Annotated in this window: 15 protein-coding genes; 9 read left to right on the forward strand and 6 right to left on the reverse strand. The window is 36.2% G+C overall.

The features are described 5' to 3' along the window. Nucleotides 1-3: 3 nt before the first annotated feature. The 4 genes from I8T81_RS09185 to I8T81_RS09200 all read right to left on the reverse strand — a co-directional run bounded on the left by I8T81_RS09185 (nucleotide 4) and on the right by I8T81_RS09200 (nucleotide 3,716). Nucleotides 4-240 carry a VF530 family protein gene (locus I8T81_RS09185; protein ID WP_003651786.1) on the reverse strand — a complete coding sequence of 79 codons (237 nt, stop codon included), beginning with the start codon at nucleotides 238-240 and terminating at the stop codon, nucleotides 4-6. A 321-nt stretch (nucleotides 241-561) separates the two neighbouring features. Then, nucleotides 562-1,002, reverse strand: a complete 441-nt coding sequence (locus I8T81_RS09190) for a DUF2147 domain-containing protein (protein WP_198072694.1) — start codon at nucleotides 1,000-1,002, stop codon at nucleotides 562-564. Nucleotides 1,003-1,123: 121 nt separating this feature from the next. After that, a complete protein-coding gene (locus I8T81_RS09195; protein ID WP_198072695.1) occupies nucleotides 1,124-2,203 on the reverse strand; it encodes an amidohydrolase family protein in 1,080 nt (359 codons plus the stop codon). A 259-nt stretch (nucleotides 2,204-2,462) separates the two neighbouring features. After that, on the reverse strand, nucleotides 2,463-3,716 hold the full coding sequence (locus I8T81_RS09200) for an OmpP1/FadL family transporter (protein WP_227602161.1): 1,254 nt from the start codon (nucleotides 3,714-3,716) through the stop codon (nucleotides 2,463-2,465). A gap of 254 nt (nucleotides 3,717-3,970) precedes the next feature. Here I8T81_RS09200 and I8T81_RS09205 point away from each other — a divergent pair, with 254 nt between their 5' ends. The 9 genes from I8T81_RS09205 (at nucleotide 3,971) to I8T81_RS09245 (ending at nucleotide 12,825) form a co-directional block, all read left to right on the forward strand. After that, nucleotides 3,971-4,831: an alpha/beta fold hydrolase gene (locus I8T81_RS09205; RefSeq protein WP_198072697.1), complete on the forward strand. Its 861-nt coding sequence runs from the start codon at nucleotides 3,971-3,973 to the stop codon at nucleotides 4,829-4,831. Nucleotides 4,832-4,843: 12 nt separating this feature from the next. Further along, nucleotides 4,844-5,848: a VOC family protein gene (locus I8T81_RS09210; protein WP_198072698.1), complete on the forward strand. Its 1,005-nt coding sequence runs from the start codon at nucleotides 4,844-4,846 to the stop codon at nucleotides 5,846-5,848. 17 nt (nucleotides 5,849-5,865) lie between these two features. Further along, nucleotides 5,866-7,614, forward strand: a complete 1,749-nt coding sequence (gene mhpA / locus I8T81_RS09215; protein WP_198072699.1) for a bifunctional 3-(3-hydroxy-phenyl)propionate/3-hydroxycinnamic acid hydroxylase MhpA — start codon at nucleotides 5,866-5,868, stop codon at nucleotides 7,612-7,614. Beyond that, entirely contained in the window at nucleotides 7,611-8,402 is a 792-nt protein-coding gene (locus I8T81_RS09220) for a 2-keto-4-pentenoate hydratase (RefSeq protein ID WP_198072700.1), read from the forward strand. The genes mhpA and I8T81_RS09220 overlap by 4 nt, the downstream gene beginning before the upstream one ends. Before the next feature lie 12 nt (nucleotides 8,403-8,414). Continuing rightward, nucleotides 8,415-9,383, forward strand: coding sequence for an acetaldehyde dehydrogenase (acetylating) (locus tag I8T81_RS09225; RefSeq protein ID WP_198072701.1), 969 nt, complete (start codon nucleotides 8,415-8,417; stop codon nucleotides 9,381-9,383). Nucleotide 9,384: 1 nt separating this feature from the next. Continuing rightward, complete coding sequence (gene dmpG, locus I8T81_RS09230) at nucleotides 9,385-10,413, forward strand: 4-hydroxy-2-oxovalerate aldolase (protein ID WP_198072702.1); 1,029 nt, start codon at nucleotides 9,385-9,387, stop codon at nucleotides 10,411-10,413. Between the two features lie 4 nt (nucleotides 10,414-10,417). Then, nucleotides 10,418-11,266, forward strand: a complete 849-nt coding sequence (locus I8T81_RS09235; RefSeq protein WP_198072703.1) for an SDR family oxidoreductase — start codon at nucleotides 10,418-10,420, stop codon at nucleotides 11,264-11,266. 50 nt (nucleotides 11,267-11,316) lie between these two features. After that, a complete protein-coding gene (locus tag I8T81_RS09240; RefSeq protein ID WP_198072704.1) occupies nucleotides 11,317-12,144 on the forward strand; it encodes a lysophospholipid acyltransferase family protein in 828 nt (275 codons plus the stop codon). A 66-nt stretch (nucleotides 12,145-12,210) separates the two neighbouring features. Beyond that, nucleotides 12,211-12,825 carry a TetR/AcrR family transcriptional regulator gene (locus tag I8T81_RS09245; RefSeq protein WP_198072705.1) on the forward strand — a complete coding sequence of 205 codons (615 nt, stop codon included), beginning with the start codon at nucleotides 12,211-12,213 and terminating at the stop codon, nucleotides 12,823-12,825. A 649-nt stretch (nucleotides 12,826-13,474) separates the two neighbouring features. Here the strand turns inward: I8T81_RS09245 and I8T81_RS09250 are convergent. Next, complete coding sequence (locus I8T81_RS09250) at nucleotides 13,475-13,960, reverse strand: flavin reductase family protein (RefSeq protein WP_191001620.1); 486 nt, start codon at nucleotides 13,958-13,960, stop codon at nucleotides 13,475-13,477. Continuing rightward, entirely contained in the window at nucleotides 13,957-14,952 is a 996-nt protein-coding gene (locus I8T81_RS09255; RefSeq protein ID WP_191001621.1) for a DUF2156 domain-containing protein, read from the reverse strand. Before I8T81_RS09255 ends, I8T81_RS09250 begins: the two co-directional genes overlap by 4 nt. Between the last annotated feature and the right edge of the window lies 1 nt (nucleotide 14,953).

Below are 14,953 nucleotides of genomic sequence, written 5' to 3' on the forward strand. Positions count from 1 at the left end.
TAGCTATGATTTCTGTTTGGCTTTTTGGCGTAAGACATACAAATATAAGCTTTCTACTTTTTCACGTGCCCATGGCGTGGTACGTAAGAATCGCAATGATGATTTAACACTTGGATCTATACAAAAACATCTAATTTCAATTTTACGACTTAAGCCTTCAAATCCACCGTAGTAATCCAATAATTCATCCAAAATGTCAGCAAGTTTTTTGCCGTGTAAAGGGTCATTGGAGGCGTTCATAATAGATCAACAATATTTTGGGAGTCCATTATTATAACCTGAGCTAGTTGAAAAATGAGAGGGTTGGAATTTAATCCTAATGAGCAAGAGAGATTGCTTGAATATTTTTTGATGCATTAAAGTAATAAAAAATTGAGTACATGAAGCAAAAAGATATGCATTATTCTCGGATAGTTTTAAATAAGTAATAATCTTTTAATATTTAGAAAACTACTAGTAAGCTAACATCAGTCAAACTAAATAATGATTTAAATTACATGGCTTTAGATAAATAATCGTATCAAAAACCATGTAATCTTATAAATAGAGCTTTTCTAAAGTTTATTTAATTCGAAGCCACGTTTGATTTCTTCCTAGCGCAGATATACCGATATATCCTCGGCCACTAAGCTTTTGTCCATCTGGTGATAATGTTGCACTAAAGCTATATGTCTTACCTGTCTTTGGATCTAGGATCGATCCATTCGTATATTTGTTATTTTGACCAGAGTTTTTCAAATTTCTGACAATGGTTAAACCAACTAAAGACTTGTTTTTATAAGCGCCTTCGCACTTTGTACATTTATTGGCATCGCTTGAAACAAGTATTTTTTCAATGTTGGCAGACAAATTACCATTCTTATCTTCACTAAATTTTACGATTGCTCTAGGCTGATTCGTTTCATCATCAATGGTTTTCCAAACTGTGCCATTAAGTCTGTCGGCAGCAAATGAATGAACTGAACAAGAGCTAAGTAAAAATAAGAATAAAAATTTTTTCATAACAATAGTTTCTCGAATGAACAATGAGGAATTTAATAGTCACAACGACTCAACTTCCAAGTTTTTTAAGTTGGAAGTTCAAGATGAATAACTTGAAAATAAGATTCAATTTCACCAAATATTATTGGGACCGCTTTTTTTCAGCGATTGCGATAATGGGTTGGACCATCCAGCGTTTAAATTTATTCCCTAATGATTCCTGTTGATAAATAGGTCGTGGGCTAACATCTTCATTTATTTTTTTATACTGTGGGAATAGTGATAGAGCATTACCTCTTTGAATTTTATATTGATCTGTATCATTAAAAATACTGAGTTCATCTAGTGTATTTACTTCCATATGTGACACAGGAGCTGGTGCAAATGGAAAATCACTACCAAATAAAATTCTTTCAGAGCCTACAAGTTCTTTTAATGCCGACATTGCGTATGGTGAAGGCGATAAAGCTGTATCAAAATAAAAACGCTTTATATAAGTCATGATTCCTTGAGGAGCATTTTTATTCATTTCTGTCATCATGTTGCCTAAAGACACTCGCCAAGCAACGTAAGGTAAAAACCCTCCAGCATGCGCTAAAATAAACTGAATATCTGGATAACGCTCCATAACGCCGGATGTGATGAGATTGACCGCTGCACGAGTTGTATCTGGTAAAAATTCTAAAATAAATCCAGGGGTAGTAAGACCTAAATTTTCACTGGTTTGATGTAAGTTAGGATGTATAAAAACGATGGCTTTACGTTTATTTAATTCAAACATTAATTCTTCAAATCGACTGTCACCTAGAAAAATACCATTAGTACTTCCTAGTAAAACAATTCCATCTGCTTTAAGAACTTCAAGGGCATAGATTGCTTCAGCACAAGCTTGTTCGGTTAGTGGCATTGGGAGAACAGCAAAGAATCCAAAACGGTTTGGATAGTTCTGCCGCATTTCAGCTGTATATTCATTACATGCACGGGCTAAGGTACATGCTTCTTGAACATTTCCAAAATACACGCCTGGTGCAGATAAAGAGACAATTGCAGTCTCAGTACCAATCTGATCCATAATCTCAATAGATTGAGTCGGTGTCCAAACTGGTAATGGGGCACCAGCAACTTTATCAATACCTTTCTTTAGCATTGCATCTTTAAAAACTGGAGGAACAATATGATGATGAACATCAATTCTCCCTTGCTTTAATATTGTATTAGCCATATCTCATCCTCAAAAGAGCCTTAATTTATTTTAGATACTTACATTTCTAAAAAATCTTAATGAAATTATATTAGGACAGTATTGATCAAAATTGAACACTGATGTTTATTTATTTTGTATATTTTTTTATTGTTACGTATTAGAATGCTTTCAATTATGAACTCATCCAGAATAGATAATTTCACTTAGATTTCTCATACTACAGTTAAAAAATTGGAATTAGAGAAAATAGCCCGTATGTTTAATACGGGCTATCTGATTAAAATTTATAATTCAATTGGAGTGAAAAAATATCTGCTTTTGTATCGAAAGTTCCTTTAAGTGTTTGCATAGTTGGTTTACCAGCCACAATGGTTTGGCTGTCAATAGTTGCTTCGTTGGCAAAAACATGTGAATAACCAACATCCATACTTAGATTCTTGTTAACCTGAAAACCTGCACCCAATGAAAGCCAGATTCTATCTGCGTCAGGAAAACGAACAGTTCGGTCTGATGATGAGTCAACCACAGATTTGTCGTAAGCCATACCAAATCGAAGTTGTGTAGCAGGGGTAACTTGATATAGAGCGCCTAAACTTGATCTTAAACCATCTTTAAAATGTAGTTGTTCTTCATAAACAACTGTATTATTTTCTGGATTGACTGCACTGAATTCTGGTAATACTGACCAATCAGTCCAAGTTATTTCTGCGAGAGCGGTCCATTGGGGTGTAAAGCGATATGCGCCTGCTAAACTTGCACTTTGCGGCATTTTTATATCGACTTCTGCTGGGTAACTAAGGCCAGTTGCAGGTGTTGTTACTGTAAGAGAACCATCTAGTTTAAGCTTGGTTTCAGAGCGATAGGTTAAACCTATATCTAGTTTATCGGTTGGCCTCAAAAAAATACCAATATTTCCCGCCCAACCGTCTCCATCACCTTTTAATTCACCTTGAGCATCACCTAAATAAACAGGTGCATTTGTATTGATAAGAGGGGCAGCTTTTCTAGTTAAAGTGGCATCAAAATCGAGATAATTTAACCCAACTCCAATCATCACCTGAGGATTGATCTCGTACGCTAGTGATGTGTTCATATTAATACCAGTAACTTCGGTTTTTAATCCTTTATATCGTCCAACAAAGTCATCGTCCCATGATCCTTTATTTCCATATAAGGGAGAAACACTCAGCCCTACAGCGAATGGTTTGTCACTTCTATATACATATTGAACACTTGGAACTGTAAATTCTCGATCAATACTCGCTTCTACGCTACCTACTGGAACGATAGGTGAAATTGATGAAGTATTTTCTGCTTTGAAGTCGGTTGTAGCCTCAACGTAAGATGCTGAACCTGATAAATAATTACCTGAACTTAAACCCATCATAGCAGCAGGGTTATAGGCAACCACGCTAGCATTTTGTGCGAGTGCTGACGAGCCTGCAAAGGCATAACCCACGCCTGCAGCAGTCTGTGTATCTATAAAAATACCAGAAGCATAAGTTAAAGAAGTTGGGGCCATTAAACTCATAAATATTAATTTTGTTCTAAGTGATCCGATCACAGTTATATCCATCTAAATAAACATGAATATAAAATATTAAACAAAAGTGTTCAAAAATCAAATTTATTGTAAAATTAACTATATGTATGTTTTTAATAGTAATTTTAAAAAATAAAAATCCTATCTATCTGTAAATTATAAATTTTTAAAAATATGAACAAATATTGATTAATTTGAACACTTATGTTCAAATTTGTTTTGTGGAGTATTTGAGAAATAAAATGATGAAAGCGAATACCTTGATATCCCAAACAGTTAAATTTGGTGATAGACAAATTTTTCTTAATGAACAAGGAAAAGGTTTTCCTATCCTTATGTTGCATGGTGGTGGTCCAGGCGCTTCTGGATTGTCGAATTATTCAAAGAATATAGATGCGTTGGCGGAAAAATATCGTGTACTTGTACCTGATATGCAGGGGTATGGTCAGTCTTCAAAAGGTGTGAATCGTAATGATCCATTTGGTGACTTAGCCGATGCTATGTTTGGTCTGCTTGACCAGTTAAAAATTCAGAAAGTCCACATCATTGGAAATTCACTTGGAGGTGCTTGCGGATTACGCATGGCTTTAGAACAACCTGAACGAGTTTCGAGCTTAGTTCTTATGGGCCCTGGCGGTATTAATACGACTAAAGCTTTACCAACCAAAGGTTTGAACTGTTTATTAAATTACTACGGCGGTAAAGGACCAACCATCGATAAATTAAGAACTTTTATCCGCGAATATCTTGTATTTGATGGAAGTCAAGTTCCTGAAAGTGTTATTCGAGAGCGTTTTCAAGCAAGTACTGATCCTGAAGTCGTTGCAGCCCCACCATTAAGAAGACCTACGGGTTTGAAAGGGGCAATCCGAATGGACTTCACTCGTGATTCGAGACTAAAAAAATGCAAAGTTCCTACATTAGTAGTATGGGGTGCGAATGATTTGGTTAATCGTCCAAGTGGCGCATTAACTTTGCAGAAAATAATGCCAAATTGTGATGTTTATTTATTTGCTAATACGGGGCATTGGGTACAGTGGGAAAGAGCAGACGAATTTAACAAGCTTAGCCTAGATTTTTTTGATAGACAGAACATTGTTTGAGGAGGAAGAAAAATGAACACCTCAACAATTGATCGAGATATTTTTGGTTCAGTACGCATGGGTTATGCAGTCATTGAATCAAACAAATTAAAAGATTGGAAAACTTTTCTGCAACAGGGTTTAGGTTTGCATTTCAATGCGGATGAAAAGTCTATTAATGAAATAAGTTTTCGAATGGATAAGCATTCTAAACGTCTGATCATTCAAAAAGGTAGTGCAGAAGACTTTGTTGCTTTGGGGTGGCAAGTTGAAGATGAAGAAACCCTGAAAATTATTTTAAAACGGTTAACTGAACGTGAAATTACTATAGAAAAAAGTAGTTTAGCTGAGGCTGAGCAACGAGGTGTAAAAGAATTTTGGCGAATTTTAGGCCCTAAGAAACAAAATATAGAGCTGTTTGTTGAACCTACGTTGACAGATGAACCCTTAAATATGCTGACTTCGAGTTTTGTTACTGACAAAGCTGGTATGGGGCATGTAGCCATTACATCAAGAAAACCTATGAAAATGCAAAGATTCTGGCAGGAAATATTTAATGCCAGAGTTAGTGATTATATTGAGCAGGTGATCAGTGGTGTCACTTTAGATATTACTTTTCTTCGTCTTAATGAACGCCATCATTCGATTGCGATCGCAACCACAAGAGAAATCCCTTTAGACCCAATTCGTACCAAAGTTCAGCATATGAATTTACAAGGCGAGTCTTTAGATGATTTGTCTAGTGCTTTTCAGCGTTGTAAGCAACTTGGATATGAAATGGCTCACGAAATTGGACAACACCCAAATGACAAAGAACTGTCATTTTATGTGATCAGTCCGTCTGGCTTTGAAATTGAGCTAGGTTGGGCTCCATTGGTTGTAAACGAGACAACATGGAAACCGACCAAATATTTTGCGATCAGTTCTTGGGGGCACAAGCCTGAAAACCCCACTAAACTTTATATGTTCTCTACAAATTTGAGTAATTTTAAGCAGGGAATATCAACGGCAATTCACCCTGAATATTCTCCCATCTAGCTTTAGAGGCTCTAAACATGAATGATCAAAAAACAAAAAAATCTACATCATTGAATGTTGATGTGATTATTGCAGGTCTAGGACCTACTGGTTTGGTATTGGCACACGTTTTAGGAAAATATGGACACCAAGTTTTGGTATTAGAACGTGAACCCGTATTTTATGGTAATGCTCGGGCTGTTTATACCGATGATGAGTGTATGCGAATCTTTCAGTCTATTGATATGGCTGAAGAGTTACAAAAGGATATGCTCATTGATACACCTGTTCAGTTAGTTCGACCAGATGGATCTGTAATTGCTCAATACAAACCATTAAAGCGTCCATTTGGTTGGCCAGTTGTTAATTTCTATTATCAGCCTTATTTGGAAACTTCTTTAACAAATGGTTTAGCCAAATATCCAAACGTTAAGATTTTACGTGGGCGAGAACTGATTAATTTTAGTCAGGATGTAAATAGTGTCACTGTGACCCATCAAGCAACACAAGTCTATCGTTTTAGTGATGAATCAGATGTTAAAACCGAAGTACAGGACGATACTGATATTCAACAGATCACAGCCCGTTATTTAGTTGGTGCAGATGGTGGTCGAAGTACAGTGCGTGCCAAGTTGGGTATTGAAATGTCAGGAAAGAACTTTCCAGAACCATGGCTCGTTGTTGATTTAAAACAGAAAGACAGAAATAAAGGTTTGCGCCATTTACCTTATTTTAATTTTGTTGTTGATCCTGATTTGCCGGTTGTGAGTTGTGTCCAGCCTAATGGATTTCATCGTTTTGAGTTTATGCTGAAAAAAGGTCAAACCAAAGAATATATGGAGCAACCAGAAACAGTACGCATGTTGCTATCCAAATTTGTGAATCCTGATGATTTCGAAGTAAAGCGTAAATTGGTTTATACCTTTAATGCTTTAGTAGCTAATCAATGGCGTGATAAACGTGTACTTTTGGCAGGTGATGCAGCCCATATGACTCCGCAATTTATGGGACAAGGTGCGAGCTCAGGTATACGAGATGCGGGGAATCTAGGTTGGAAACTGAGTGCTGTATTAAATGGTCAGGCTGGAGATAAGTTATTAGATAGCTATGAAAGTGAACGTCGTGATCATGCTAAGGCAATGATTCAAGGATCAGTACTCTTAAAAGATCTTGTTTCAATGACCAATCCTGTGATTGGGAAAATTCGAGATGGTGTAATCAAAGGCGTACTTGCGACTCCAAAACTAAAAGAGTGGGGACAAGAAGGGGGCTTCAAACCAAAACCCATTTACACTAAAGGTCAATATTTTGGTTTGGCACGTAAACATCGTTTAAGCCCTGAAGGTAGTTTATCTCCACAACCTATAGTCCGTGGTTTCGATGGGCGACCTGAACTTTTAGATTCTCTATTAGGTGAGCACTATTCTTTGATTGGATTATCAGTAGATCCAACAATTGGTTTATCAAATACGTCAAAACAAGTATTGAAGCAAATAGGCTGTAAATTTATTACTTTGTATCCATATTCTGATCGTCCACAAGGTCATATCAGCCGGAATTTAAATCCTGACGTGATTGAAGTTGAAGATATTGCTGGTGATATGGTCTGCTGGCTTAAAAAAGCATGTAAAGCATCTCAGCCTATTGCCTTGTTACGGCCAGATAAATTTACCTTTGCTGTTGTAAACCAAGACGACATTAATTCAACCATACAGCAGCTTAAGCATCAGCTGGATTTAACTACGGCTCAGCGTAAGTTACATGTAGTTAGTGAGGCAAGCGTATGAGCATCAATGATCAAGTACGTTTAGAGACTGCGGCAATTGCATTACGAAATGCTAGACACTCCAGACAGACAATAGAGCAAATATCACAGTCATATAAAATTTCAGGTTTAGATGAAGCCTATGCGGTAGCCAAAATTAATACCGATTTTAAACTAAGCCAAGGTGCAAGAATTATCGGTAAAAAAGTTGGTTTAACCTCTAAAGCAGTACAGGAGCAGTTAGGGGTTGATCAGCCAGATTTCGGGATTTTATTTGATGACATGGAGTTTCTTGATGGAGATGAGGTTCCAGTAAGCCATTTATTACAACCTAAAATTGAAGCGGAAATTGCTTTTATTGTTGGTCGTGATTTAAAGGGGCCAATTCCATCATGGGCAGAGTTTTTATCAACACTAGATTACGCATTACCTGCTTTAGAAATAGTTGATAGTGCGATTCATAATTGGAAAATCACTTTAGAAGATACGGTTGCTGATAATGCTTCTTGTGGTTTATTCGTTTTAGGTAATCAACCCATTGAAATCGGGACGTTCAATCTTGCAGAAGTAAAGATGGAACTTCTTCACAATAATAAAATTGCATCCGAAGGTAGTGGTGTTGCTTGTTTAGGACATCCTTTAAAGGCTGCTTGGTGGTTAGCTCGTACGATGTGTGAAAAAGGGATTGGTTTAAAAGCGGGAGAAGTTATTTTATCGGGTGCATTAGGCCCCATGGTAAATGTACAAGCTGGCGATAATGTGACTGCCTATATTGACCGCTTAGGTTCGGTTAGCTGTACGTTAATATAGGGAGATAACTTAATGAGTGAACAATCAAAAAACAAAATTAAGGCTGCGATTATTGGTAGTGGCAATATTGGCAGTGACTTGATGATCAAGATGTTACGTTATGGCGAGCATCTTGAAATTACTGCAATGGTTGGAATCGACCCTGATTCTGACGGATTAGCACGAGCTAAACGATTAGGAATTTCAACAACATTTGAAGGTGTACAAGGGCTTATTAACTTGCCTGAGTTTAAAGATATTGAAATCGTTTTTGATGCAACTTCAGCAAATGCACATATTAAAAATGATGCTTTACTGCGAAGTTATAAACCTAATATTCGTATGATCGATTTAACGCCAGCGGCAATAGGCCCATATTGCGTTCCAGTGGTTAATCTTGAACAACATGTTAAGCAGCCGAACGTAAATATGGTGACCTGTGGTGGGCAGGCGACTATACCTATTGTTGCTGCCGTATCTAAAGTTGCAAAAGTTCATTACGCTGAAATTATTGCTTCTATTTCAAGTAAATCAGCAGGTCCTGGCACTAGAGCAAATATTGATGAGTTTACTGAAACGACATCAAAAGCTTTAGAGACGGTAGGAGGAGCAGCTAAAGGAAAAGCAATCATTGTCCTAAATCCAGCTGAACCGCCATTATTGATGCGTGACACGGTATATGTTCTTTCTGAAAATGCAAGTCAAGTTGAAGTTGAAAAGTCAATTGAACAAATCGTGGAACAAGTTCAAAAATATGTGAGCGGATATCGATCAAAACAAAAAGTTCAGTTTGATGTAATTCCAGAAGAATCACCTTTAAATATTCCTGGGCTTGGAAAGTTTTCAGGACTTAAAACTAGTGTTTTTCTAGAGGTTGAAGGAGCCGCACATTATTTACCTGCTTATGCTGGGAATCTAGACATTATGACGTCAGCTGCTTTGGCAACAGGAGAAAAGATTGCAGAGTTTATTCAAATGAACAATACAGCTGCCGGAGTCTAAAATGATTACATCTTTAAAAAAGTTATATATATCTGATGTGACATTACGTGATGGTAGTCATGCAATCCGTCATCAATATTCAATTCAGAATGTACAAGGAATTGCTAAAGCCTTAGATCAGGCAAAAGTAGATAGTATTGAGATTGCCCATGGTGATGGGTTGCAAGGATCAAGCTTTAATTATGGGTTTGGTGCACACACAGATTTAGAGTGGATTGAAGCAGCAGCAGATGTACTCACGCATTCACAAATTGCGACTTTACTGCTTCCTGGTATAGGTACCATCCATGATCTTAAGGCGGCTTATAACGCTGGTGCCCGCGTTGTCCGTGTGGCAACACACTGTACTGAAGCCGATATCTCCAAACAGCATATTGAATATGCTAGAGAGTTGGGAATGGATACGGTTGGTTTCTTAATGATGAGTCATATGACTACACCTGAAGCATTGGCGCAACAAGGCAAACTCATGGAATCCTACGGTGCTCAATGTATCTATGTCGTAGATTCTGGCGGGGCTATGTCTATGAATGATATCCGTGCACGTTTTAGAGCCATGAAAGATATATTAGATCCTTCAACTGAAACAGGTATACATGCTCATCATAACTTAAGCTTAGGTGTCGCAAACTCAATTGTTGCTGTAGAAGAAGGCTGTGACCGTATTGATGCAAGTCTTGCTGGTATGGGAGCAGGCGCTGGTAATGCACCGTTGGAAGTTTTCATCGCTGCTGCTGAACGCTTGGGTTGGCATCATGGGACAGACTTATTCACGTTGATGAATGCTGCTGATGAGTTGGTAAGACCCTTACAGGATCGTCCTGTACGCGTTGACCGAGAAACACTTGCGCTAGGCTATGCCGGCGTCTATTCAAGTTTCTTACGCCATGCAGAAATTGCCTCTAAGCGTTATGGTTTAAGTACGGTTGATATCTTGGTAGAGTTGGGGCGTCGTCGTATGGTTGGTGGTCAAGAAGATATGATTGTCGATGTTGCCTTAGATCTATTAAAACAAAAACAAGAAGGATAAGAACATGTCTTATTTAAAATTAAATGGAAAAGTTGCTTTAGTAACTGGTGCAAACTCAGGTATTGGGGCAGTCACTGCCAGAGAATTGGCACTCCAAGGTTATCATGTTTTTTTGGCATGCCGATCTATTAACAAGGCGAAATCTGTAATTCAAGAAATTCAAAGTTTATCCCATGGTCAGGCAAAAGTTGAATTCATAGCGTTAGATTTAGCTGATCTAGATTCTGTACGTCGCTGTGCCCAAAGTTTTCTTTCTCGAGATCTTCCTTTGCATTTATTAATAGCAAATGCTGGATTAGCAGGCCAGAAAGGTCTAACGCAATCAGGCTTCGAATTAACGTTTGGTGTTTGTCATGTTGGTCACTTTCTTTTAACTAAATTATTGACTGAAAAATTAATTGAATCTAAACCCGCACGTATTGTTGTGGTCGCTAGTAAAGCCCATCGACATGCTCGGGGTATTGATTTCAATGCAGTATTAAAACCTTCTAACAGTTTTGGTGGTTTAAAAGAATATGCGGTGGCTAAACTTGCAAATATTCTTTTTGCTAAAGAACTAGGTCGTCGTTTATATGGGACAGGCGTTACAGTTTATTCAGTACATCCTGGGGTTGTTTCAACAAATGTATGGAGAGCAATGCCACAACCGTTTGTTAAGTTAATTAGCCATTTTATGATTAGTCCTGAAGAGGGCGCGAAAACTACACTTTATTGTGCAACTCAACCACAAGTAGCTGGTGACACAGGTTTCTATTATGAAGATTGTAAAGTCAAAGTTTCTTCGCATGCTGCTCAAAATATAAACTTAGCAAATGAGCTGTGGGAACAAAGTCTAAATTGGGTAAAACAATAATTTAAGTTAAGAATACAGGGACGTCTTCTTAATGTGAACAGGAGAATAAAATGGATAAGTTCATCCCCCCAAAAGAAAACTATGGCAAGTGGGGACGTAATTTAGAACGATGGTATTTTGATCCAGTTTTTTTTAACTCAGATCAACTCGATATGTCAAAACCGGCATTATTTGTAGGAAATCATACATTGTATGGTCTATTAGATGTTCCTCTTATTCTAGAACATCTAAGATTAGAACATGGTGTTCACTTACGGTCTTTAGGTGACCGTATGCATTTTAATATCCCAATCTGGAGAGATATTTTAACTAAAGGAGGAATGGTATTAGGTACACCGGAAAACTGCCATGCATTAATGTCGAGTGGGCAATCTATTTTAGTTTTTCCTGGTGGTGCACGTGAGGTAATGCGTCGTAAAGGAGAAAGCTATCAATTAATTTGGAAAAAGCGTACAGGTTTTGCGCGTCTAGCGATAGAACATAGCTATGACATTATCCCATTTGCTTCTTTAGGAGCTGATGATTGTTTTGATATTGTTCTTGATGCGAATGATATACAGAATAATGCTTTAGCCCAGAAAATGATTTCAAAATTAAATCTGAACGAAAAATTGAGAGGCGGAGACATCCTGCCCCCAATACCAACTGGTGTGGGTTACTTACCTATTCCTAAGCCTCAAAGATTTTATTTTAGCTTTGGAGAAAGAATTTCTACAGCTGAGGTTGTCCTTAATGAAAAAGATATATGGAAAATAAGGGAACAGGTTGCTCACTCAATCGAAAAACAGGTTCTTGATTTAAAGAATTATAGAGAGTCTGATAAAAATCAAAATTGGGGATGGCTGAGAAAGAAGCTTACAAAAAGTTTTAATGGGTAATAAAAACTGTATAATAATAGCCAAATCTGTTCAAATATTATTATTTTGTTTAAAGGGTCTTATATAGTGAGTTTATCTTCATCTCAGCAAAGAATCCATAAAACAGCTTTGAAACTTTTTGCTGAAAGTGGATCAACTAACATTAGTGTTTCTGAATTAGCCGCAGCTTCAGGTGTGGCTCGTGGCACAATCTATAATAATAAGTTATCACCAGGAACTTTATTTGAAGATATTGCCTCTCAACTTTCAGTTGAAATGAATGCCAGAATTATTAAAAGTTTTGGTAATGAAGAAGACCCAGCTATTCGTCTTGCTCAAGGTGTTCGCATGTATATTCGTCGTGCACATGAAGAACCAGACTGGGGACGATTCATATGCCGTTTTGCATTTAGCTCAACTTCATTAATGGCATTATGGACTGGTAGTGATTCACCCTTACCAGATGTCATAGCCGGATTGGAAGGTAAGCGTTATACCTTTCGAGAAGATCAGTTGATTTCTATTATTTCTTTGATTGCTGGCTCAGTTTTAACCTCAATCTTTCTAGTGTTGGAAGGTCATAAAACTTGGAGAGACTCTGGTACAGAGATAGCTGAATTATTACTTTGCGCACTTGGAATTAGCCGTGAAGAAGCTTTTCAAATTGCCCGAATGGAATTGCCACCTTTATTAGAGCTATAACGATTGCATTAAAAATTAAATGTCTATCATCAGATAACATTTTAGATATAAAAGGCCCATGTTACTTAATCATGGGCATTCTTTAATGCAAAACACTTTTGATAACTACTATTTCTGTTTGGCTTTTGGCGTAAGATATAAAAATATAAGTTTTCCACTTTTTCACGTACCCAAATAAAAGTCGTAATTTGACAACTAATAAAACCTAATTTAATCTATATCAGAAATAATGAATAAAATAACAGGTGTTATTTACTGCATTTATGTTCACCTAAAATCTAGTTCATAAGCCAATTTTAAAAATAGATGAATAATAATAATAAGTTATGATTTTAATTTTTAATTTTAGACATTGATGGTTCATGAAGTAGGAATTTTTGTTCAAATAAAATTCTAAAACAAGTGATTTCAATAATTTTGGGGTTAGATCAATTTTTCTAAATTTTTATCAACTTTACGTAAAGTTATATTTATAAAAAGCTATTTGTTATATCTCTCTTACGTTCAATCATCAGACAATGATAAATGATGGCATCAAAATAAGTTTAATTTAATTCAATATGCTCAACTAATTTGAGCATATTGAATTAATTTTAATAACTTAATTAAAAAAGCCTACAGCTATCATTTATAATGACAACAATCACTACTACTTTACTGAAGTATATTTTCTGTTGTAATAAATTAGTGGATTATAGCTAACGTATTCATTTATATCACTATTAATTACTTCGCAAATATAAATGTTATGAGAACCTATAGGACTAATTGATCTAATTTGTGCAAAAATATCAACAATTGAATCTTTTAAAAATAATCTTTCATTATTAGACTCATCCAGAGTAAACAGATCTTTATAAGCATCTACATCACGCTTGTTCGAGAATATTTCCGCGATATATTGCTGCTTACTATTAAGAAAATGTATATTAATCAAACTTTTTACATCAAGATGATTGTTCACCTTAAGTTTTTGGTTTAGGCAGAATAAGAAACAATTAGGTTCAGTCGAGACACTCATAAAAGAAGTAATAGTTGTACCTAATATATGGTTGTCTCGAGATTTAATGCTAAATAAAGAAACCCCATGAGAGGAAAAACTCATGGTGTCCTTAAATTTTTGAAAATTACTCATATACTATTCGTTGAACGCAATAGGGTCAAAAGGGATTTGATAGCTTTTCCTTGTGGAAATGCAATATATTCATAATCAATTATCTGTGGCCGCCAGCTCATTTTATATTGCCGTTGAGAACGAGCGGGATAGACAACACCACCTTTACTTTCCATAAATTTCATTATCTTATGAAAAGTCGGGGAGGAGTTAAAGTTCAAATTAGGCTGTAGTTCCACCAAAGGTGTAAAGCCAAAATTCAGATAATCTAAATCCTCTAATTCATTGAGTGCTTTCTGATTGATTAACTGCATTACTCCATCTTGAGTATCTGGGGCCTTACGAGTAATGTTATGAAACCACCCCTTAAACTTACCAAAGTTTTTACTATATATAATATATGCGATGACCTCATTTTCCTTATTAGCTGTATAGAGCTTATGAAGTCCAGAATCTAAATTTAAGGTTTCGAAGTCAGTAACCAAATTCGTTAGATGTTTAGCTTTTTTGTCTTTTAACCAAGATTTATTGATTTCTTTAAGTCTAGGTTTAAGAATTTCAAAATTATCCTGATCATCAATTCTTTCTACTGAAACCCCACTTTTTTTAGCCTTATTAATTTTATTACGCAGTTGCTGGAACTTCTTTCCTTCAAGTGAGTAGTTTTTAATATCAATTGTGTAAGATGCTCCTAATTGGTTAATCAATAATGAGTTATTTTCAAAAACTGGAATATCCTCTTTAGGAAAATGTAAAAAAAGGTATTGGTATTTCTTGTCTTTACAGTATTTCAAGAAATTCTTAAGTGTTTGTTCTTTATCATTTTGACTTGCTAGGATTCCACCCAGGCTAATCAAAGTATTTTTGTATTGAAAAAAGGCTATAGCGGATTTATCAGATATAAACCACGTGAGATTTTTTTCAAAAAGTAGAGGCGATACTGAACTTCCACAAAGATCTAAAAGCTCTGTATCAATTAATTCATTAGCATGTAAGGATCTAATAGAAAACATA

This window comes from Acinetobacter seifertii, from assembly GCF_016064815.1.
Classification (GTDB): Bacteria; Pseudomonadota; Gammaproteobacteria; order Pseudomonadales; family Moraxellaceae; genus Acinetobacter; species Acinetobacter seifertii.